This is a genomic window from Bacillus sp. FJAT-27916, assembly GCF_001183965.1.
GTDB lineage: Bacteria > Bacillota > Bacilli > Bacillales > Pradoshiaceae > Pradoshia.
In genome coordinates, this window is sequence record NZ_LFZV01000001.1 from 3,184,407 (window position 1) to 3,205,004 (window position 20,598).

22 protein-coding genes and 1 pseudogene are annotated in these 20,598 nt (G+C 41.4%); 9 read left to right on the forward strand and 14 right to left on the reverse strand.

Annotation, left to right across the window (positions count from 1 at the left end):
• Positions 1–75: 75 nt before the first annotated feature.
• From AC622_RS21610 to AC622_RS15610, 3 genes and pseudogenes are all read left to right on the forward strand, one after another.
• Positions 76–609: pseudogene (locus AC622_RS21610) on the forward strand (DUF2199 domain-containing protein); the annotation flags it as partial.
• A gap of 421 nt (positions 610–1,030) precedes the next feature.
• Entirely contained in the window at positions 1,031–1,381 is a 351-nt protein-coding gene (locus AC622_RS15605) for a YciI family protein (RefSeq protein WP_049671911.1), read from the forward strand.
• A 145-nt stretch (positions 1,382–1,526) separates the two neighbouring features.
• Positions 1,527–1,931: a GNAT family N-acetyltransferase gene (locus AC622_RS15610; protein WP_156185646.1), complete on the forward strand. Its 405-nt coding sequence runs from the start codon at positions 1,527–1,529 to the stop codon at positions 1,929–1,931.
• 95 nt (positions 1,932–2,026) lie between these two features.
• Here AC622_RS15610 and AC622_RS15615 read toward each other — a convergent pair whose 3' ends face one another.
• The 5 genes from AC622_RS15615 to AC622_RS15635 form a co-directional block, all read right to left on the reverse strand.
• Entirely contained in the window at positions 2,027–2,389 is a 363-nt protein-coding gene (locus AC622_RS15615; protein WP_049671913.1) for a hypothetical protein, read from the reverse strand.
• 27 nt (positions 2,390–2,416) lie between these two features.
• Complete coding sequence (locus AC622_RS15620) at positions 2,417–3,373, reverse strand: anti sigma factor C-terminal domain-containing protein (RefSeq protein WP_049671914.1); 957 nt, start codon at positions 3,371–3,373, stop codon at positions 2,417–2,419.
• On the reverse strand, positions 3,357–3,872 hold the full coding sequence (locus tag AC622_RS15625; RefSeq protein ID WP_049671915.1) for an RNA polymerase sigma factor: 516 nt from the start codon (positions 3,870–3,872) through the stop codon (positions 3,357–3,359). The genes AC622_RS15620 and AC622_RS15625 overlap by 17 nt, the downstream gene beginning before the upstream one ends.
• Positions 3,873–4,453: 581 nt before the next feature.
• A complete protein-coding gene (locus tag AC622_RS15630) occupies positions 4,454–5,689 on the reverse strand; it encodes an ABC transporter permease (RefSeq protein ID WP_049671916.1) in 1,236 nt (411 codons plus the stop codon).
• Positions 5,682–6,581 (reverse strand): ABC transporter ATP-binding protein, encoded by a 900-nt coding sequence (locus AC622_RS15635; RefSeq protein ID WP_049671917.1) that lies wholly within the window; start codon positions 6,579–6,581, stop codon positions 5,682–5,684. The genes AC622_RS15630 and AC622_RS15635 overlap by 8 nt, the downstream gene beginning before the upstream one ends.
• A gap of 167 nt (positions 6,582–6,748) precedes the next feature.
• Between AC622_RS15635 and AC622_RS15640 the strand changes: the two genes are divergently transcribed.
• Positions 6,749–6,934 carry a YhzD family protein gene (locus AC622_RS15640; protein ID WP_049671918.1) on the forward strand — a complete coding sequence of 62 codons (186 nt, stop codon included), beginning with the start codon at positions 6,749–6,751 and terminating at the stop codon, positions 6,932–6,934.
• A 51-nt stretch (positions 6,935–6,985) separates the two neighbouring features.
• Here AC622_RS15640 and AC622_RS15645 read toward each other — a convergent pair whose 3' ends face one another.
• The 5 genes from AC622_RS15645 to AC622_RS15665 form a co-directional block, all read right to left on the reverse strand.
• The gene (locus tag AC622_RS15645) at positions 6,986–7,777 is read right to left on the reverse strand and encodes an enoyl-CoA hydratase (RefSeq protein ID WP_049671919.1); all 792 of its coding nucleotides are present in this window, start codon (positions 7,775–7,777) and stop codon (positions 6,986–6,988) included.
• A gap of 211 nt (positions 7,778–7,988) precedes the next feature.
• Entirely contained in the window at positions 7,989–9,497 is a 1,509-nt protein-coding gene (locus AC622_RS15650; RefSeq protein ID WP_049673010.1) for a coproporphyrinogen III oxidase, read from the reverse strand.
• A 182-nt stretch (positions 9,498–9,679) separates the two neighbouring features.
• Positions 9,680–10,552, reverse strand: coding sequence for an HAD hydrolase family protein (locus tag AC622_RS15655; RefSeq protein ID WP_197089944.1), 873 nt, complete (start codon positions 10,550–10,552; stop codon positions 9,680–9,682).
• A 126-nt stretch (positions 10,553–10,678) separates the two neighbouring features.
• Complete coding sequence (locus AC622_RS15660; protein WP_049671921.1) at positions 10,679–11,029, reverse strand: YlbF family regulator; 351 nt, start codon at positions 11,027–11,029, stop codon at positions 10,679–10,681.
• 95 nt (positions 11,030–11,124) lie between these two features.
• The gene (locus AC622_RS15665) at positions 11,125–12,261 is read right to left on the reverse strand and encodes a DUF445 domain-containing protein (RefSeq protein ID WP_049671922.1); all 1,137 of its coding nucleotides are present in this window, start codon (positions 12,259–12,261) and stop codon (positions 11,125–11,127) included.
• Between the two features lie 302 nt (positions 12,262–12,563).
• Between AC622_RS15665 and AC622_RS15670 the strand changes: the two genes are divergently transcribed.
• The 3 genes from AC622_RS15670 to AC622_RS15680 all read left to right on the forward strand — a co-directional run bounded on the left by AC622_RS15670 (position 12,564) and on the right by AC622_RS15680 (position 14,947).
• Positions 12,564–12,779, forward strand: a complete 216-nt coding sequence (locus AC622_RS15670; protein WP_049671923.1) for a YheE family protein — start codon at positions 12,564–12,566, stop codon at positions 12,777–12,779.
• 32 nt (positions 12,780–12,811) lie between these two features.
• On the forward strand, positions 12,812–13,717 hold the full coding sequence (locus AC622_RS15675; RefSeq protein ID WP_049671924.1) for a PucR family transcriptional regulator: 906 nt from the start codon (positions 12,812–12,814) through the stop codon (positions 13,715–13,717).
• A 126-nt stretch (positions 13,718–13,843) separates the two neighbouring features.
• On the forward strand, positions 13,844–14,947 hold the full coding sequence (locus tag AC622_RS15680) for an ABC transporter ATP-binding protein (protein ID WP_049671925.1): 1,104 nt from the start codon (positions 13,844–13,846) through the stop codon (positions 14,945–14,947).
• Positions 14,948–15,076: 129 nt separating this feature from the next.
• On the opposite strand, the gene AC622_RS15685 is transcribed toward AC622_RS15680, so the two are convergent.
• Positions 15,077–15,319 (reverse strand): hypothetical protein, encoded by a 243-nt coding sequence (locus AC622_RS15685; protein WP_049671926.1) that lies wholly within the window; start codon positions 15,317–15,319, stop codon positions 15,077–15,079.
• A gap of 291 nt (positions 15,320–15,610) precedes the next feature.
• On the opposite strand from AC622_RS15685, the gene AC622_RS15690 reads away from it, so the two are divergent.
• The gene (locus AC622_RS15690; RefSeq protein WP_049671927.1) at positions 15,611–15,820 is read left to right on the forward strand and encodes an alpha/beta-type small acid-soluble spore protein; all 210 of its coding nucleotides are present in this window, start codon (positions 15,611–15,613) and stop codon (positions 15,818–15,820) included.
• Between the two features lie 91 nt (positions 15,821–15,911).
• Here the strand turns inward: AC622_RS15690 and fumC are convergent, their stop codons facing one another.
• A complete protein-coding gene (gene fumC, locus AC622_RS15695) occupies positions 15,912–17,300 on the reverse strand; it encodes a class II fumarate hydratase (protein ID WP_049671928.1) in 1,389 nt (462 codons plus the stop codon).
• Positions 17,301–17,579: 279 nt separating this feature from the next.
• Here fumC and AC622_RS15700 point away from each other — a divergent pair, with 279 nt between their 5' ends.
• Entirely contained in the window at positions 17,580–17,888 is a 309-nt protein-coding gene (locus AC622_RS15700; RefSeq protein ID WP_049671929.1) for an HPr family phosphocarrier protein, read from the forward strand.
• 75 nt (positions 17,889–17,963) lie between these two features.
• Here the strand turns inward: AC622_RS15700 and AC622_RS15705 are convergent, their stop codons facing one another.
• Positions 17,964–18,314: a nuclear transport factor 2 family protein gene (locus tag AC622_RS15705; RefSeq protein ID WP_049671930.1), complete on the reverse strand. Its 351-nt coding sequence runs from the start codon at positions 18,312–18,314 to the stop codon at positions 17,964–17,966.
• Positions 18,315–18,463: 149 nt separating this feature from the next.
• The gene (locus AC622_RS15710; protein WP_082197173.1) at positions 18,464–20,482 is read right to left on the reverse strand and encodes a transglycosylase domain-containing protein; all 2,019 of its coding nucleotides are present in this window, start codon (positions 20,480–20,482) and stop codon (positions 18,464–18,466) included.
• Positions 20,483–20,598 lie beyond the last annotated feature (116 nt).

The following is a 20,598-nucleotide window of genomic DNA, read 5'->3' on the forward strand; positions in this document are numbered from 1 at the left end:
AACTCTCCAAGGAAGAAGGAATGTTTTCCTCGTATATCGAATAAAACAATAGCTGTTTTTTTTGGAGGATAAATCATGAATCAACAAATTGAAGGATACTTTTGCAGTTGCTGCAAGAAATATCATAATGAACTCCCAATGAGTTACGGAAGCCCTGCTCCAGATTATTATGATGAACTATCCGTTGAACATCAGAAAAGTCGAGTGGAAATCAATCAAGATGTGTGTGTGATTGACAATGAACATTTTTTCGTTCGGGGATGCATTGAAATTCCTGTCATTGGTAGTGACAAACAATTCATATGGGATGTCTGGGTCTCATTAAGCGAAGCTAATTTCTATAGATTAATTGATTATTGGGATACCGAAGGAAGAGAAGAAGTTCTTGAACCGATGTTTGGCTGGCTATCTACTTCTATTCCCTGCTATCCAGAAACGATTCATTTAAAAACGATGGTTCATACCCGCTCAATTGGGATAAAACCGTATATTGAACTCGAACCAACTAACCATCCATTAGCCATTGAACAAAGAAAGGGAGTCTCAATGGAGCGTATAAAGCAAATAGCCGAAGAGTTGTGTGATGGAGAACAGCAGCAAAAAAATGAACTGCAAAAGGACTTTAGGGAAAGACCGATGAACTCTTTTCTCAATAAAACAATCGGCATCTTTTTTGAAAAGACTAATCGCACAGTTAAACCGCTCATGTATGCACAATTAACCATATGTATCGGCATAGTATTAACATTGTTTTTAACTTGGAATAATGATTCTCTGAGTTCTATGGCAATTATACACTTTCTCCTTGGCACGAACTTTCTGCTAAGCTCAATCGAACAATTTATCATCAAACCAAAACAGCGGAAGGGCTCAATCCTTTGGTTCATATGTGCCCTCCTCTTTTATTGGATTGCCTTTGATTATTTCATTAACTAATAAAGCAGAAATTCATAGAGGATTCATCTCCTCCGCTGTTGAACTCTTATTAGGAAAGAGGCAGCTTGCCTCTAAATGAGAAGGAGGGAATTTCATGCTCTTTATGTTGATTGTAAAAGCATCGAAGAATTCGGAGGCCGGTAACCTTCCTAGTCCTGAGCTTATGGAGGCTATGACAAAGTATAATGAGGAATTAGTTAAGGCAGGCGTGCGGGTTATGTCTAAAGGACTTCATCCAAGTTCAAAAGGAATCCGTATCTCATTTCCGCGTCCCGGAGAAGAGCCCGTGGTCACTGAAGGCCCCTTTACAGAAACGCAGGAGCTGATTGCAGGGTTCATCCTAATTGACGTGAAGTCGAGACAGGAGGCCATCGATTGGGCAATGCGTATGCCGGACCCTCAAGGATTTGGAGAAGGACAGATTGAATTGCGCCAAGTATTTTAATTTAGGCATCAGCGAATGGGAAACAGACTTTTTCTTTTCTGCTTATGGAGCAGCCATAAAGAATATCTATTATGGGGTGATTTGACTGGAGACTGAAATAAAGGTAAGGCTTGCTGTAGAAAGTGACTTAGATACAATCATCGCCATGCTTGCTGACGACATTTTGGGGAGAAAGCGCGAGCGTTATGAGCACCCGCTTCCTAGTAGTTACATAAACGCTTTTCAGGCAATCGTCAATGACCCTAATAACGAATTAGTAGTAGCCGATGATGGCAATGATCAAGTCATTAGGGTACAGCAAATCCCCTTTACTCCTTATCTAACCCATCAGGGCGGATGGAGAGCGACTATTGAAGGAGTAAGAACAGCGGCTTCTGTAAGAGGCAAGGGCGTTGGTGCGGAGCTTATAAAATGGGCAATCCAGCGTGCAAGAAAACGCGGTTGCCGCTTAGTACAGCTGACAACGGATAAACAACGACCAGACGCGCTAAGATTTTATGAACGATTAGGCTTTAAAGCAACGCATGAAGGTTTAAAGCTGAAGCTCTAACCGTATCTATAGGTGTATTGTTGTGGGGCGATATTATCAACAAGGAAAAGGAGCTATTCTAAAAGGACAAGCGCCTTCTAATAGCTCCTTTATATTTAACGGACAAAAGACCGAATGAGCAGAATGACTCCTCCTATCATACTAACGGCTGCTAAAGCAAGACAAACCATAAAGTCCGCAGTGCTATTAATGAGGAGTACAAATGAGCCTACTTCCATGATAGCAAGAACTAAACCAATCAAAAATCCATTTTGATCCTGTTTTCGTATAGCAATGAATAATTGAACGGAAATGATATTCGCTAATAGAATAATAGAAAAGGCAATTAAATAATCAATTGAAAAAATGCTCGTTCCTTCAGCTGTTCCAAATAGCGAAAAGAGTGCTATAGGAAATGCTCCAATGTTAATAGCGACAAGAACCAGCGTCCAAATCATCCAATATACTGCTTTTTTCATAACTATGACATCCTTTCTTGTAGGGGATTAATATTGATCAATAATGGCACCAAAACTAGACGCCTTAATATAATTTTTGTCGATCAGCGATTGTAATTGTTGTTTATTACCTACAACGACCACACCAATGATTCCAATTTGTTTTTCTGTAAGTGATGCATCGTCTTCCTTCATCGTATTGTATAGATGTTCAAAATCTTCCTTGTAAGAACCGCCTTTTTCTATGGCCAAGTCGAGTGTTTCGATAAAGGTATTTGTCGGATCTTGGATTGCTTCCCCGCCTTTTGAAATAGAAGGAAAGCCGGCTACTTCATATTCTTTTAGGATTGCAGGGTCCTTAGAAGGGGCATTGCTTATATCTTTTAACCCTTCAAGCTCCTCTGCGGAATAAGCATTTACCCAGTTCCATTGCAGTGTTACATCTGCAGGCAGCATGGCAACAACCTCTTTATAGGTGTAAGCCTTATTGAAGGATAGGGCCATTTCAATTAATTTGCCGTCATTCACTCTATCTAATTTACTCAAATCATTTTTATAGGATCGGTACTGTAAAGAAGGATGGAAGAAGTTCATTACTCGATCTCCTGTATATGAGAATTGAGTCAGCTCTGAAGCTCCAACTGTCACTTCTATATCAGGAGTGTCATAGGATACTTCACCAAGATGAACTGGTTTACCGTTTAAGAGTTTGTATTTTGGAGCAATAGCCGAGCTGCCGACTAATTTATAGCGCTCTGTCCAGGCACCTGTATAAATATTGGCGCCGTAAATTTCATAATATAATTCTTTAGCCGTCATTTTTTGTCCCATATAATAGGGCGTCAATTGAATCTTTAATAGTATCAATAAAGTTAATACACATATCGAAACGAGAAAGCTAACACCCGTCATGCGGAAGTAACTTTTTCTTTTTGCTGATTTTATTAAATCCTTCTCATCAAAGTCTGGATCAAATAAGCGGTCGATTTCACGGTCTTCGTTCATTTTGTTCCCTCCACTTCTGTTTGAATTCTTTCCTAGCTCTGTACAAGGTTGTTCGAATCGTTTCCACCTTCATATCAAGCATGGCCGATATTTCTTCATAGGATAGTCCCAGGTCATATTTGAGAAGCAGTAAGTTTTTATGACTTGGTTTTAGTTCATCTAATAGATGACGGATATCCCCTTGAAATTCTTTAACCAATAATAAATCCTCGCTTGTCTCTTCCTGAATAAAAAAATCGATAAATGCTTGGTCATTAATATGGACTTTTGGAAAGCGCTGCTTTCGCCTACATAAATCATAGAATTGATTTACAGAAACTTTGAACAGCCAGGCAGATATGTTTCTCACTTCCAGATGAACCATATTTTCAATAGCCTTGTAGAACGTATTTTGTACAATATCTTCGGCATTTTCCTTCGAACAGCCAATGCTTATTAAATACTTGAAGATGATTTGAAACTTCCTCCGGTATAAGTCTTCTATCGTCTCAGTCTTCATTGGCCCTCCTTTCATTTATATAACGAATAGGGAAAATAAAAGTGTACAAGTTTACGAAAAAAATATATATGATATTTTTTTGGTAAATTTCTGAACAAAAAATAGGACTTGGTGGCCAGAGGCACACCTTGGGTCAGCACAGTAGTCAATAAGAAGAAGGGAAAAGAAGGAGAATGAAAGTGATGCAGGGAATTAATAGACATACATAGCTTTATGCTTTCATAGAGAGGAGAATGGTCAAATGCCGTATCTGCGTTTATTTATTTTGTCATTAATTCTACAAATGGTCTGCTTTATGCTATTGATAAAAGGCGAACACGCAACCTTGTTAAATATGATTGGTTTTTCCACAGTATTCACCATTGTTTGGTATTTAATAGACAGATTGTTTCCTTCCAGAAACAATGAAACAAATTAGGTAGTTGAGTTGAATAGAAGTAGCATTAACCTAGAGGGAGGACTGCCTTTTTCTATTATACGAAAGTAAGAAACATTTTACAGACATGAAAAAGACTTCAGGCATCCCCCATCAGGAGTTTGCCTAAAGTCCATATACAGTATGCCTGGCACACTGTATAGATTCATTGATTCTTAGTCAAATTAATGGCTTTCCTAATATCCTTCAATGAAGTTGAATTACTGTACATTAAGACGCCGCCCTTATAGACTTTGGCTCCAACATAGGCTAAGAGCCCGATTGTCACAAGCATAAGAATGATGCCAATGGCAATCTCTAGCGGGGCAATATCGAGCATCCCGATACGAAGGAACATGATCATCGGCGTAAAGAATGGGATATAGGATGTGATTGTAATAAAGTTTGCCTCAGGATTAGACAGCCCGTTCATCGCAATGAGGAATCCAAATATAACGAGCATGGTCATCGGCAGAAGCATTTGCTGCAAGTCCTCAAGCTTACTGACCAAAGACCCTAAGCAGGCTGCCATCGTCGCATACAGCAAATAGCCTAGCAAGGTGAATACGACGGCATAAATGACCGTTTTGGTCTCTATATTGTTGAAATTGAATAATTCAAAGACATCCCCAACCCCTGAATTATTCATCAGAGCCAAATAACCAACGACGACAAAGATAATAAGCTGGGTTAAGGTCAATAGGGCAATCCCTGTTATCTTAGCAAACATTTGCTTGATTGGCGAAACACTGGAGATTAGAATTTCCATAACTCTTGACGATTTCTCAATGGCTACCTCATTGGCAATCATGCCGGCATAGACAAGGACACTAAAGTAAATGGCAAATATCATAATATAAACAAGCCCTCTTGCCTGACTTAATTCAGCCTCAGACTTTGCATCCTCATTCAATGCTTCCACTTCAAATGAAACCGGCGTATAAATGGCCGCTAATTGTTCATCCGTTATATTAGCCTTCTCGGTCATAATGACTGTTTGCACTTGCTGAAGGGCATTTTGAAGCTCTGTGCTTTCTGTAGAATCAGCAATAGATGCCGCTTTATAGATTCCTGCAGGCAATCCGGCTTGGTCTTCAAGAAGCACGTAGCCGCTGATATCCCCCTCTTCCTCTGCCTTTTTTGCATTTGACTCAGAATCAAATTCCTCAAGGGCCAATTCACTGCCGCTTGCCTTTAATTGCTCCTGGAGGGCAGCAAAGTAATCCCCTGATAGCGCAACGACACCAATTTTCTCCTCCTCATCCCCGAATAACCCGATGATACGGTCGAGATTGGCAAAGGCCGCCATAAACAGCAAAATAACCGCCGTAGAGATAATGAAGGATTTGCTTTTTACTTTCTGTATGTACGTATGCATGGCAACAATCCAGAACTTACTCATATCGTGCACCTACCTTTTCGATGAAGATATCCTGCAAGGAAGGCTCTTCAAGCTCAAATTTACGAATGAATCCGTGTTTAACCGTATCCTCTAAAATCAGCCTTGCATCCTCTTCTTTAGAGATTTGCAAATGGACACCTTCAGTTACTTCCTTCATCTTTACGACACCTGGATACTCTTTCAAAAAGCTCAAGTCATAATCAGCATGAATGACAATATTCTTCTTGCCGAATGAGCGCTTAATCTCCTTCAGCTTCCCTTTCACGATGGCCTCGCCATGCTGCAGGATACAAAGATTCTCACACAGCTCCTCAACATGCTCCATCCGGTGGCTTGAGAAGACAATCGTTGTTCCTTCTTTCCGTAAATCATGAACAGCATTCTTCAGCAGCTCCACATTAACAGGATCAAGGCCGCTGAATGGTTCATCAAGAATCAACAACTCAGGTTTATGGATGACTGATGCAATAAACTGGATTTTCTGCTGATTACCTTTTGATAGGTCCCCGACCTTCTTATCCCAATATTCCGGTACATTGAAGCGTTCAAGCCATGCCTTCGCTTCTTTCTCGGCATCCGCTTTGTCCATGCCTCGCAATCTTGCCAGGTAAACGAGCTGCTCGCCAGTTTTTAATTTTGGGTAAAGTCCCCTCTCTTCAGGTAAGTAACCGACTTGCGCACTGTTCGTGTAGCCAATAGGTTTTCCATCCCAGGTGATTTCTCCTGCAGTCGGTTCAATGAGGCCGAGAATCATCCTGAAAGTCGTTGTCTTTCCCGCTCCATTTGCCCCAAGCATGCCAAAAATACTTCCCTTTTCTATCTCAAGAGATAGTTGTTTCACAGCCGTAAAACGGCCGAACTGCTTAGTAATTTCCTGAATCTTTAGTGTCAATGATCTGCCCCCTCCTATCATTCTTCCGGTCTTATATTTACATTAGACCTAATATATATTCTTTAAGTGTACTGGATTTTGCTATCAAAATGTTCAAAACTTTACATTTTTTATCTATTTATGGGAGAATATTATTGGAGAATCTGTTATTTACTAGGAGGGGACTTATGAGTATTTATAAACTGACTGTGTTTGAGCCAAACGGAGAGAAGGTTATGGATGAATCGATTGAAGCTGCTAATGATGATGCCGCAAAAGAAATCGGTTCAAAGCTTCTTGAAGAAAAAGGCTTTGAAGAAATGACTCATCGATTGACATCCCCAGTTGGAAAACTAATTTTATTCCACCGCTAATGAAAAGACCTATCTGCGAGTTCAATGCTTGCAGATAGGTCTTTTCAGTTATTATTTCCCCTTGAATACGGGCTTTCTTTTCTCAACAAAGGCCTTAATACCTTCTTGGTGATCCTCCGTCTGTCTCATGACAAACTGTGAGCCTTTTTCAAGCTCCAGGATTTTCAGTAATTGCGGACGTTTCGTCTCAGCCAGAATCTTCTTCGTACGAATCATTGCCTGCATCGGCTTTTGCTTCCACTCCGCTACCTTTTCGTTCACAGCCGCATCCAAACCGCCTTCTGCCACAATGTCAATAAGCCCCATCTCACACGCACACGGTGCCTTCAAGACTTCGCCATCCCATATTAATTTCATCGTATTTAATTCACCTAAGCGACGTTCGAGGAAGAAATGCCCTCCTCCATCCGGAATTAGTCCAATACCAATGAAATTCATTGCAAGCTTGCTGTCCTTATCAGCAATGATACAGTCTGTCGCAAGAGCGAGGCTTAGGCCGAGCCCTGCAGCCGCTCCATGGACTGCCGCTATTGTGAGCTTTGGCATTGTGTATAAGCACATGGCAAGCTCATTAATACTATCCATAATTGCATAGAAGTCCTTCTCTGTTCCTAAATTAAACATGGACTTAATGTCACCGCCTGAGCAAAAAGCTCCTCCATTTCCTTTTAGAATAATGATGGAGATTTCATCATCAAGGCTGAGCGTTTTAAGCTCCTTATTTAATTCTTGCACCATCTCTTTATTAAGAGCATTTAATACCTCCGGGCGATTCAATGATACGATGGCAACAGATCCGTCCTTTTGCACGTTTACACTCTTAACGACAGAGGCAGATTCCACTTTGCAACGACTCCTTCCAAATAATGAATGTACATTCATTATAAAGGTTTATATAAGCGTTTTAATACTAAAATGTATAATTTTCCTGAAATTTTCAAACAGCTGTCAGATTTGTTTGATTTCACACACTTGTATAAAGCCAGCATTTAAGAAGCTTCTATAAAAAAACAGCCTCCCCTGTCCAATTGAACAAGTGAGGCTGGTTCATGAGTTACTGACTGAAAAGTGTTTCCTCTAGAATATCAATTTTCTTTCTCGTGTAATGCTCATAGCCGTCATTATAGGATTTCGGATCCTTAGGATTGGCAAAATGCGTAATTTTCCCGGTCGTTGGATGAACGAATTTACTTGCTGCGCCGCAGCCAAGCCCAAGGATGGTTTGCTGCTCCTCCATGATGAGAATATTGTAAAGGCTATCCATCCCTTTTTTTGCATAGCCGACATTTTCAAGATTGCCGAGGATGTTCTTTTGTCGATAGAGGTAGTATGGATGATAGCCATGCGATTCAGTCCAGCTTTGTGCCTCCTGCATCATTTTCTCCACCTCATCTCGTCCAGCCACTTTATAGCGGGTCCTATTCCTGGTCATCTCGGATGCTCTTTTGAAAGAAAGTGTGTGAACAGTCAATGATTCAGGCATTAACTTCTCCGTTTCATCAAGACTATGCTTAAATTCTGGGACTCCTTCTCCAGGCAGACCGATAATGAGGTCCATATTAATATTGTCCATCCCGCATTCTTTTGCGAGCAAGTACTTATCAATCGTCTCCTCGACCGTGTGATGGCGTCCGATAGCTTTTAAGGTTTCCTGTGTGTACGACTGTGGATTGATGCTGATTCGATCAATATTCCACTTCTTCATTACTTCAATCTTTTCCTCTGTGATTGTATCAGGACGGCCTGCTTCCACCGTAATTTCCCGGACATTCTCCACATCTGGGAAGGATTGATACAGTTCCTCATAGAGCATGTCCATCTCTTGTGCACTGATACTTGTTGGTGTCCCGCCGCCGAAATAAATGGTCGTTATTTTCACGTTCTTATCCTTCAGCCATTGCCCCATCTCTCTCATTTCATGATGAAGCCCGCCAAGGAAGGATTCAACATTTCCCTGTCTTCCATTGATTGCATATGCCGGGAAGGTACAATAAGCACATTTTGTCGGGCAGTATGGGATTCCGATATAAATGCTGATTTCTTTCCTCAAATCATATAAATCTGGAATGGCTTCGAGCTGATGATTCACTATTTGCTCCAGTAAATCAAGCTTTTCCTCTGAGATAGAGTATTGTTCCTTCAGTCGTTTTTTCGCTTCAGCCGGCTCCACACCTTGCTTTCGGTATTGATGCCACAGCTTCGTTGGTCTTACTCCGGTCAGCAAGCCCCATTTCTGCACAATACCCGTATATTCCTCGAGCACCTTCAAGAAAACATATAAATAAGCATTCTTTATTTGTTTAAAAAGCGCCTTTTCGTCCAGCTGCTCGTTCAGTTCTGTTTCATAGGATGCTTCGTAGACTTTGCCGCCAGTCTTTGCTTCCAGTACAGCGGCAAGTGTAATCTTGGCAGATGAGCTTGACTGCTTCTCGATGGCAATAATCAAGTCTGCCTGTTCCGCCTTGTCCGTTGATAAGACAGATTCCTCAAAGAATAAATCTGCTATAAGAGATAAAGGCCGGACTAACCGTTCATCTTCAATACCTTTAACATATATATGCATGCTAATCCCCTTTTTCATGATTCAATCCTTCTCAGTTTACTAAGCCTGCCTTTGTTGGTCAATTGTCAATGGAGAGTTTATGCTTGTTAGATTTCCCATTTCTAGACGATAACATAACGACTCCTATCAAACAACACGAGCCAGACGGATATGTCCGTCTGGCTTTATGGGCAATCATCGCATTATTTATCGACTTTTATATTCATTTTTCTCAAGAATCCAATTGGATGCTGCCTTCTAAATACTTCCTTGATTAAATAGGCTACACCTAATTCATCATTGCTTCGGGTAAGCCATTTGGCTCCCCGCTTCACTGTATCGGATGCATTGGCAACCGCTACCCCAAGACCTGCATGCCGAACAAGCTCGGCCTCATCGGCATCACATCCGATGATCACCATTTCATCCAAGGCAATGCTTCTGCTCTTCGATAAATATCTGACAGCTGTATTTTTGGCGACAGATTTCGGGATGAGTGTTAATTTCCCGGGAAAACTCTCCTGTATTTCAACATTATCAAACATCGCCATCAGCCCCGCTCGAGTATCCTTGCGCTCCTTCTCATCCTGAATATACGCATCAATCTGCAACGGGGAGAGCGGTGTCTTGATTAAGTAATCATAGAGGGAATCCACAAACTGCTGGGCGTATATACCCGCATCTCCAGGAGTCCATTTAATTCTGGCAAAGAGTGAGCTTGGCAGGTCCTCCCGATTGCCAATCGTGACATCCTCATGAATGAGTCGGATATGACTGGATATATTTTCCAAGAATCGGATGATATCAACAGCCGTCTCCTCCGGAATCCTCTTCACAAAAATGGGTCTCTGTAAATCCTCCAGGATGAAACCGCCTTGATGAGCAATGATATGGGGATTACATTTAAGTGCCTTTCCTGTTCTAAAGGCATAATCATAATTATTCGATGTAATAAGAGCCACCTCTACGCCTTTATTGGCGACATATTCAAGGGACTCCTTCGTTACCGGATTTAGTTTCCCTTTCGAGGATAAGAGCGCACCATCCATGTTTATCATTAACAGTTTGTATACCATGATGTTCTTGCCACCTTTCATGATGCCCATATAATTCTCTATGCTTAAAAAAGGAAATATAGAACACCAAGAAAGCATCTGAAATAAAAAAACCGATTCGACCCAATGGTCAAATCGGTTTAGTTCTCAGCCTTGAGTACCGTAAAGATCTTCAAGCGGTTTTGTAATGATGCGATTTACATCTCCAAGAACGACACTCATGCGCTGCTCTGCATCCATTAACTTAGAAATCAAATCATGCTGTTGTACAAGGGCAACAGTTTTCTGTGCCTGCAGCACTTCTTCATCCGTAATTTCTTGTCCTGTCATTTGTTTCTCTTGAAGCTTAACCTGAATATCACGGAAATTATGGAACATCGTTCTGGCATTCTCATCTGCCATAACCGCTTCGTATTGTTTCTTCAACTCGGCATATTCTGCACTTTCGCGAATGCCTTTCTCTACTGTGTAAGCAAGATCATATACATTTACTGACATGGGAAACCTCCTGTTTGCTAAACGCTTTTTCAGTCTTCATAACTATACCATTATCTGAGTGCCAATACACCCTATGGCAATCAAAATTCTGTTCATTAATTCATAAATATCATAAAGACACCCTGGAATGCTCCAATGAGTCCGCCAAGCAATGCGCCAAGATACGTAATCATCTTCAACTCGCTTCTTGTGATGGATAAGACCATCTCCTCTAAGCGCGTCACCGGGAATGAGGCCACTTGCTCACGGACAATCTCTTCCAGCTTGAATTTCTCCATGATAACTGGAACTTGATTGATGATTCGTTCTGATACTGTTTCAATTAATTCTGGGAGGATGCGTCCCTTTATGGTCTCACTCCACTCTCCTGTCACCTTAGATAAAGGCATGGCAGATAAATCAAGCTGGCGATACGCATAGAAGATACCTTGATGGATGAGCTTCTTCTGCTCCTCAAGGGAATAATATTGTTCAGCCTCTGATACCTTCATCGTCTTTAACTTATCCCATTCATTCCTAAGGATTTGTGTGAGTGTTTCCTTTGTCCCAGGATTGGCAAGGAATTTGATAATTTCAGGCTGCAGCTTTTCTCCTAAATTAACATTGCCTAAAAGCATTTGCATAAATCCGCCGAACTTTCCTCGTTCTCCCATAAAGTCATCTGCCATTTTCTGCAGCCTGGCTTTCCCTTCAATGCTTGAAAAGAAGGCAATACCTTTATCGAGAATGTACTGGGAAACATCAGGCAGCTTTTCCTCTACTTTTTCTCTAAACGTATCTGGCAAAAAAGAGATGATTGGCTTCTCTTGATTGGATTGGTACCATCCCTCCACCCAATTGGAGGATCGATCTGCCACTCGATGAACAAGCATATCAGGCAGATCATCGATGCCTAATTTGCGGAAGGCTTCCTCTATCTTCATTTCCGAAAAGACAGTTCTATCGAGCATATTTTCAGCAATACGTTTTGCCTCTACTTTTACAGAAGACGTTAGTAATTTCCGTTTGACACTTTCAGGGGTGATCAAGTGCTGGACAACCATTTTCCCCATTTGTACGGCCAGCTCATCACGCCTCTTAGGAATCAAGCCTGGTGTAAAAGGCAGGCGTCTTCCAAAAAGATAGATGGGTTCATATGGATGAAACAGCATCTTAATCGCTAGAGCATTTGTTATTCCGCCGATGACTGCTCCAACAATCACCACTGTCGTGATGGTCACAAAGTAATTCATGTTTTTTGCTCCTTCTTCTATTAAAGCTAATAAAGAATAGTTTAGACTCTAATAGCTGTTAATTGCAATATATTCGGGGGTCTTTTTCAACTATTTGTGACCCGTGATAAGCGCCTAATCGCAATAAATTGTTTTATAATAAAACTATGCCGTCACCGATTCCGTCTGCCAATAAAGAAACGGATGACATTCGATAACCCTGGACATGTCTTTTTAAGAAAATAAAGACATCATCTTATATCGGTAATTACTTGATTATTTATGTTTTTCCAACCTATCAAACTTATAAGGAGCGTTCTTCCATGATCAACCATTTTACTTTCCAATCACTCTATCAGACAGAGAAAATACCAGGATGGTCTTTTTCGTTTTATTACGAAAGAAAACGATATACAGGGATCTACCATAAAGATGGCTCCATAGAGTGGACAAATGGGCAGCCAGCTGAAAGCTCCCGCAAAGAGCTTGAATCAAGACTTCATGAATTGATGCTTTACCATGTATATGACAACCAATAGCATGTATTACCCCGATATGGAGGCCAATCGATATGTACACTGACCTACGAAAACTATTCCCAGACTTAATACAGGCATCCTACCCTTTAAAGGATTCATCCTGCCATTGGTACGTGGATAAACAGCATGGGTATATTGGTATCCCAAAGGAATCCATGAACGTCGATCAAAAAAGAATTCTTGATGTGTTCTTAGAACCGTTTACCTTGAATGCCGACCAGCTAAACATGACAGCCGCACAAAAAATCTGGCATGACCTATTATACATGGGTAACCAGAGTCGAATTGAGGAAGCTGGTACAGGTTCTTATCGATTTATCCATTTCTATTTAGCCAGCAATGATACGAGCCGAGTTGATTTCAGCTCTGCTATCTACGCCCTATTCCCTGATGCCGTATTGTGCTGGAAAGACCGTTACAGCGGCGTTGTCATCGAACAATCTACGGCTAGTACAATGACGAACCAGGATTTTGGTGCCATTATTGACACACTTGAAAGCGATTTATATGCTCATCTGCGCCTATTCATCGGCAATTATTATCCGGTTAATGGAAGAATGCTTGCGAGTTTCCAATCGGAGGAAGCCTGCTTCAATGTCCTGTCTCTCACACATCCTAAAATGCGGGTAACCAGCTTTTCCCAAGCTTTTATCGATCTGATTCTAACCGGTCAGAACCAAAGGCTTTGCCAGACACTTGCCCGGAATATGCTCGGGACACTTGATACCGATACAGATTTGCTAGAAACCATCAAGGTTTATATTGAATCAAATGCAAACGCTACAGTTGCTGCAAAAAAGCTTTTCCTGCACCGCAACAGCTTAAATTACCGGCTCGATAAATTTCATGAAATCACGAGTCTTGATGTCAGACAATTCGAAGATAGCTTAAGTGCCTATTTAGCCATACGTCTCCTTGAAGGCTTGAATAAGGAGTAAGCAAACAGCCCATGAACTTCTTCGTTTCTTTGTGCACAATGACCATATATTTTTGCCCAGCAGACTAGTAATATATGTATTGAAAAGGGTTACATCATTATACATACGGTCAAGGAGGCTATTAGTATGGCAGAATTAAGACTCGAGCATATTTACAAGATTTATGATAATAAAGTAACAGCGGTAACTGATTTTGATTTACATATCAAGGATAAGGAGTTTATCGTATTCGTCGGTCCATCCGGCTGCGGTAAATCCACCACCCTTCGTATGATTGCCGGACTTGAGGAAATTTCTAAGGGCGATTTCTATATCGACGACAAACGCGTGAACGATGTACCGCCTAAAGACCGTGATATCGCCATGGTATTCCAAAACTACGCTCTCTATCCACATATGTCCGTATATGACAATATGGCGTTCGGATTAAAGCTTCGTAAATTCGATAAAGCTGAAATTGACCGTCGTGTAAAGGATGCTGCCCGCATTCTCGGACTTGAAGAATATTTAAACAGAAAACCAAAAGCACTATCAGGCGGTCAGCGCCAGCGTGTTGCCCTTGGCCGTGCAATTGTTCGTGACGCAAAGGTCTTCCTAATGGACGAGCCTTTATCCAATCTTGATGCGAAACTCCGTGTTCAAATGCGTGCTGAGATCTCTAAATTGCACCAACGTTTGGATACAACAACCATCTATGTAACGCATGACCAAACAGAGGCAATGACAATGGCCACTCGTCTTGTCGTCATGAAAGATGGCTTCATCCAACAAGTCGGCGCACCAAAAGAAGTATACGAAAACCCGGAGAACGTCTTCGTCGGCGGATTTATCGGATCCCCAGCGATGAACTTCCTTACTGGAACCATTAAAGAAGACGGCTTCTTCGTAACTGGCAGTTCTCGAATTGCCATTCCGGAAGGAAAACTAAGCTATCTTCGTGCACAAGGCTATATCAATAAAGACATTATTCTCGGCATCCGTCCTGAAGATATTCATGATGAGCCTGTTTTCATTGACGCTTCTCCAGCAACCAGCATTAAATGCCAAATTGAAGTTGCAGAATTAATGGGAGCTGAAACAATGCTTTATACTTCTATTGAAGGCCAATCAATCGTAGCACGGATTGATTCCCGCTCTGATATTAAACCAATGGATACATTACAGCTTGGTTTGGATATGAATAAAGCTCATTTCTTTGATAAAGAAACAGAAGTAAGAATTCGCCCATAATGGATATGAAGGCTGACCAAGATATTTTTGGCCAGCTTTTTTATTCTTCTATGGACTTATTATTGGATTTGAAACCCTCCCCCCCTATCCGTGCACCACAAGCATGAATAGGGGGTTTCTTTGATGTTTCTAAATTTCCTCAATAGCCGCTCTCATATCCCATCCACATTCCTTGCAGGAGAAAAGGTGATAGCATAAGTCATTTTCAGTCGACTGTGCGTCTCCGTCATTCATCTTTTGAGTGGCAATATCCAGATAGGCACTGTAATCATCATCATAATCCATGACTCTTCCCATATCGGAAAGCAAGGCGCCGCAGGACCCACAAGCTTCCATCATCGTACATAATCCGTTACATAAAGGGCATTCCATTGTTACCCGCTCCTTTATTTGAAAGTTGATGATTCCCTTATAGAATGCCCATTATAAATCTAATCCTCTCCTCTATTCTCCGTAATTCCATATATCCCATTATTTCTCTCTTTCGGTTTTGTATGAAATCACTTCGATGAATCTATACTAGTTAGTACAATCAAGCATTCAACATTGGGTCAAGCCATATAAGGGGCAAACAGGGGTGACACACGTTATCCTCTGTTATCAAGCCGGTTCAATTCCGGCTGACCCAACCAAACCATATTATTTTTAAGGAGGATATTTATCATGGCACAAAATAGTTCAGGCAATTCCTCTAATCAATTGCTTACTCCAGGAGCAGCTCAAGCAATTGACCAAATGAAATATGAAATCTCCAGCGAATTTGGAGTGAACCTGGGAGCAGAAACAACTTCCCGCGCAAATGGTTCTGTAGGCGGAGAAATCACAAAACGCCTTGTCCGCATGGGTGAACAGCAAATCAGCGGTCAAAAATAATTAACCAACTGAATATTTATGGCTAAAAACCCCCTTCCGAATGATTCGGAAGGGGGTTCTGAATGTTTCTTAAAGAGGCTATGTATGCCTCTTAACCTTTTTGTTTGACCATATCGCTTGGATTAACCCATTGGTCGAACTCTTCTTCAGTTAAATACTCAAGTTTTAAAGCTGCTTCCTTCAATGTGCTATTATCCTTAAAGGCAAGCTTGGCAATAGCAGCTGACTTTTCATAACCGATATGCGGATTCAAGGCTGTCACAAGCATAAGTGAAGATTCAACGTTCTTTGCAATGCTTTCTACATTCGCTTCAAGACCAACCAAACAGTTCACACGGAAGGATTCCAGTGAATCAGCCATTAATCTGGAGGATTGAAGGAAGTTATAGGCAATTACAGGTTTGAATACATTCAGCTCAAAATTCCCTTGGCTCGCTGCAAATCCAATTGCCGCATCGTTGCCGAATACTTGTACAGCAACCATTGTCAATGCCTCACTTTGGGTTGGATTGACCTTACCAGGCATGATAGAGCTTCCTGGTTCATTTGCCGGGATCGTGATTTCCCCGATGCCGCTTCGCGGACCGCTCGCCAGCCAGCGAATATCATTCGCAATTTTCATGGCATCCATTGCAAGTGCCTTGATAGCACCATGGGCATATACGATTTCATCGTGGCTTGTCAAAGCATGGAATTTATTTGGTGAAGAGGTGAACCCATAGCCTGTTTGCTCAGCAAGATAAGCAGCTGTTCTTTCTCCAAAATCAACATGAGCATTGATACCTGTTCCTACTGCCGTACCGCCGATTGCTAAAGAAAGAAGCTTAATGGCACTTTCCTCAATCATTTGCTCAGAACGTTCAATCATATATCTCCAGCCGCTTATTTCCTGGCCAAGTGTTAATGGTGTCGCATCTTGAAGATGCGTTCTGCCAATCTTCACAATGTCTTTGAATTCCTCTTCCTTTTCTAGAAGGACTTTCTTGAATTCAGCTACCTCAGGAAGCACTCTCTCTTGAATGATGGAATAGGCAGCAACATGCAAGGCCGTTGGATAGGTGTCATTGGAGCTTTGTGACATATTGACGTCATCATTCGGATGCAAGACTTCCTCAATATCCTGAGAGCGGAGCCATTCATTGCCTTTGAAGGCGACCACTTCATTTACATTCATATTACTTTGCGTACCGCTTCCAGTCTGCCAAACCTTTAATGGGAAATGCTCGTCTAATTGACCAGCAATAATGTCATCACATACTTTGGAGATGGCATTCTTCTTGTTCTCCGAAAGATTGCCGAGCTCATAATTTGTGTGAGCAGCCGCCTTCTTTAATTGTGCGAAGGAACGAACAATCTCAAGGGGCATGATTTCCTCACCAATTTTGAAATTATTGCGGCTTCTTTCTGTTTGTGCACCCCAGAAACTACTTGCCGGGACTTTCACTTCCCCCATGGTGTCTTTCTCAATCCGATATTCCACGTTAAAATCCTCCTATCACCCTTAAAAATCTTTCTAGTAAAAACATACTCTCTCTGGAAGCAAATGGTCAAATGATAGCGCTTAAAATTCAAAAAATACAAATAATATTATAGAAGAGCCTTAGCTAATTTGGCAATATTCAAATGAAAAAGAGTATTTTTACAACTTTATAGTTTTATTACAAAACTATTTCATTCCACACGAACCAGTTTTTACCTCGTTTTTATCGGGTACATATGATTAAACACAAAAATAAAAGAAAAAGGAAAGGTGAAAGAAATGAAACAGATAGAAAGCGTTTCTTCTATACTTCCAATTAATGATCCCATTACATTAAAACAATTGATGTGCATCGCAGATTATGCAAAATCCTACAGCGGCTCCATCAAAATTGTCCGCGGACGACAAGTTATTAATATGACTAATATCCCTGCATTAACTGCATTCTTCCTGACTTTACGAAAAGGCTCTAAGGTAAGCATTCATGTTGATGGACCAGACGTTCAATCAGCCATTAACCGAATTAAAGAAGTATGTATATCAGGGAAAACGAATTATATAGAGTTTTCAAAGGCATCCTTTATTTAATCAATCTAATTAGCACAAGAAAACGGTTGGGTCATTCCATCCATCCGTTTTCTTGTGCTAATTTGCTGTTATGCTTCATTCCCCAGTAACGGTTCCTTGATGGAAATATAGCTGCAACCTCGCCTCTATCCGCTTCCAAAGGGAGCTTCTTAACGTATGACGGTTTGTTGTCTTATTCCTAAGGAGGTAAGTCGTTAAGACAACATCAGGAGCCAGCTGCCGGTATTCAAATTGCTCAAGGGACAAATCATCCTGAGAAAGCTCCCTGCTCAAGCAATCTTCTTTATCGAATATTCTCCCCGAACTGCCAATTTCTCTATATTCCTCGGCCAGAATCCAGTCCATTTCTTCTTTAGAGCGGCGAATTTCTGGTTTTAGATGACTTTCTTCTAACTCCTTTATATGCAGAATACGCATTGGATTCATTTCAGTTCCCTCCTATCTATCAACATATATTCGTCAATATTGAACGAGCTACCTCTTTTTCTTCTTCACAAAAGATAATGGATAGGCGAAACCAGCCTGAAGATAGAGAAAAGAGGCATTTTAAAATGCCTCTTATTTTTCTTTCCCTATCAATGACCTCTCCATCTCTCAATCCATTCCGTAAAGCTGTCATTGATTTTTTTCTTTTGCTCTTCCCACAGCTCCCTTAAGGACTTCTTCTCAACCTCTTCTTCGAGCTCATAAACAGATGGAACGCCAAATTTTTCATTCTCGACATTTGGCAATGCAGCGCTCATGATTTTTTGGAAGATGACAGTCGAACCCTTTGTGCTGTCACGAACTAAATATTGTTCTGAGGTTGTTTTGTCATAGCCTGACCAAACAGCTCCCACCAGATTAGGGGAGTAGCCAACAAACCATTGGTCCTTAATCGCATTTTCAGCAGCCGCTCCTACTACTTGGGTGGAGCCTGTTTTACCTGCTATATCCCAACCATCGACCTTGGCGTACCGGCCGGTCCCTTCTTCATGATCGACTACTCCCTTGAGCATAGTCGTCATATTCTTAGCGACTTTTTCAGTCGTCACCTTTGTTTCCTTATCTTCAAACGAAGCAACCGTTTCTCCGCTTTTATTAACAATCTTCTTAATCAGGTGAGCCTCATGCATAATACCGCCATTAGCTAGAGCCGAGTAGGCTTGAGCCATATCAAGCGGTGATACGGCAACTCCGCCTCCTCCAAGCGCAAGTCCAAGCTCGCGGTTTCCATCCCCTAGATTGATGCCAAATCGTTCAACAGCATCCATCCCGTTTTGAATTCCTATTTCGTTCAGAAGCCATACAGCCGGTACATTCTTCGACTTATAGACAGCCTCAAACATAGGAACCTTCCCCTCATATTGATTATTACTGTTTTTTGGGGAATAACCGCCGGCGAATTCGGTCTTCTCATCAGGGAGTATATCCTTTATTCCATAGCCCTCCTCTAGGGCAGGCGTATATACAGCAAGCGGCTTCATGGTTGACCCTGGCTGTGCTTTCAACTGAGTCGCCCGATTATAGCCGAGAAAGATATGATCAGAGCGGCCGCCAACCAAGGCTCTAACCCCTCCATCATTCGGATCCACAAGAACGGCTGCACTTTCTGGCTCTTCATCTGGATTGGAGCCCTTTGTGAAAAGGTTCTCCTCTTCATAAACCTTTTCTACCGTCTCCTGCATATTCGGGTCTAGCTCAGTGTATATCTTATATCCGCCCGTCAGGATGTCGTCCTGCTCAAGTCCATATTTATGGACGGCTTCATAAATAACCTGGTCCACATAATATGGATATTTCCCTTTGAGCGGATCGCTCAGCTCTTTCAACTGAATATCATCATTAAGTGCTTCTTCATAGCCTGTCTTATCAATCTTTCCAAACGTCTTCATTTGCACAAGGACAACCTGCTGTCTCTTCTTGGCTGAATCAAAATTCTTATATGGGTCAAGGGCAGATGGTGAATGAATCAATCCAGCCAGCATAGCTGCTTCTGCGACCGTCATATCCTCGACATTTTTGCCGAAATAGACTCGGCTGGCATTTTGAATTCCCCATGCACCGTGTCCAAAATAGATTTGGTTCAAATACATTTCAAGAATCTCGTCTTTCGTGTATTGATGCTCTATTTGACTGGCAATAACGACTTCCTTGATTTTTCTTTCATATGTCTTCTCCGGTGTGAGAATGGTGTTTTTGGCTAGCTGCTGCGTAATGGTGCTTCCGCCTTGAACAACGCCTCCGGCGGTGAGATTTTCGAATGCAGCTCTGATAATGCCTTTCACATCAATTCCACTATGCTCATAGAAACGATGATCCTCTATCGAAAGAACTGCATTAATGACATGTTCCGGTATTTCCTCTATCGCAACACCCTCCATTTTATTGGCGGTGATCTTACTCGCCTCTTCGTTTGCTTCATCATAAATAATCGTTGGTTTCATCAGTTCTGTATCCAGTTTGGACAAATCGACTTCCTCATGCAGGATATACGTCAGATACAGTAAACCAATTAATGTGAGTGAGGATATACCCAGCAGGAGAATATGAAATAACTTGGAATGGTCGATGATGTTTCCAAGCTTATGCAGTATTTTTTTTATTTGAGACATACTTCCTCCTTGCAGTTAGGGTGTAAATTTTCTATCTTTCTACCCCAATTCTACAATTTATACACAAAAATAAAAACAACTGGTATCCAGTTGTTTCAGTGAGCTTCTATTATTAT

Excerpts from the sequence above, each read along its gene's own strand:
- AC622_RS15630 (WP_049671916.1), bottom strand. The coding sequence starts at position 5,689 with ATGAGTAAGTTCTGGATTGTTGCCATGCATACGTACATACAGAAAGTA.
- AC622_RS15700 (WP_049671929.1), top strand. The coding sequence starts at position 17,580 with ATGAAACAGATAGAAAGCGTTTCTTCTATACTTCCAATTAATGATCCC.
- AC622_RS15685 (WP_049671926.1), bottom strand. The coding sequence starts at position 15,319 with ATGGAATGCCCTTTATGTAACGGATTATGTACGATGATGGAAGCTTGT.
- AC622_RS15640 (WP_049671918.1), top strand. The coding sequence starts at position 6,749 with ATGAGTATTTATAAACTGACTGTGTTTGAGCCAAACGGAGAGAAGGTT.
- AC622_RS15655 (WP_197089944.1), bottom strand. The coding sequence starts at position 10,552 with ATGGTATACAAACTGTTAATGATAAACATGGATGGTGCGCTCTTATCC.
- AC622_RS15615 (WP_049671913.1), bottom strand. The coding sequence starts at position 2,389 with ATGAAAAAAGCAGTATATTGGATGATTTGGACGCTGGTTCTTGTCGCT.
- AC622_RS15605 (WP_049671911.1), top strand. The coding sequence starts at position 1,031 with ATGCTCTTTATGTTGATTGTAAAAGCATCGAAGAATTCGGAGGCCGGT.
- AC622_RS15705 (WP_049671930.1), bottom strand. The coding sequence starts at position 18,314 with ATGAATCCAATGCGTATTCTGCATATAAAGGAGTTAGAAGAAAGTCAT.
- AC622_RS15660 (WP_049671921.1), bottom strand. The coding sequence starts at position 11,029 with ATGTCAGTAAATGTATATGATCTTGCTTACACAGTAGAGAAAGGCATT.
- AC622_RS15625 (WP_049671915.1), bottom strand. The coding sequence starts at position 3,872 with ATGAAGACTGAGACGATAGAAGACTTATACCGGAGGAAGTTTCAAATC.
- AC622_RS15650 (WP_049673010.1), bottom strand. The coding sequence starts at position 9,497 with ATGCATATATATGTTAAAGGTATTGAAGATGAACGGTTAGTCCGGCCT.
- AC622_RS15665 (WP_049671922.1), bottom strand. The coding sequence starts at position 12,261 with ATGAATTACTTTGTGACCATCACGACAGTGGTGATTGTTGGAGCAGTC.
- AC622_RS15675 (WP_049671924.1), top strand. The coding sequence starts at position 12,812 with ATGTACACTGACCTACGAAAACTATTCCCAGACTTAATACAGGCATCC.
- AC622_RS15690 (WP_049671927.1), top strand. The coding sequence starts at position 15,611 with ATGGCACAAAATAGTTCAGGCAATTCCTCTAATCAATTGCTTACTCCA.
- AC622_RS15610 (WP_156185646.1), top strand. The coding sequence starts at position 1,527 with ATGCTTGCTGACGACATTTTGGGGAGAAAGCGCGAGCGTTATGAGCAC.
- AC622_RS15680 (WP_049671925.1), top strand. The coding sequence starts at position 13,844 with ATGGCAGAATTAAGACTCGAGCATATTTACAAGATTTATGATAATAAA.
- AC622_RS15670 (WP_049671923.1), top strand. The coding sequence starts at position 12,564 with ATGATCAACCATTTTACTTTCCAATCACTCTATCAGACAGAGAAAATA.
- AC622_RS15710 (WP_082197173.1), bottom strand. The coding sequence starts at position 20,482 with ATGTCTCAAATAAAAAAAATACTGCATAAGCTTGGAAACATCATCGAC.
- AC622_RS15620 (WP_049671914.1), bottom strand. The coding sequence starts at position 3,373 with ATGAACGAAGACCGTGAAATCGACCGCTTATTTGATCCAGACTTTGAT.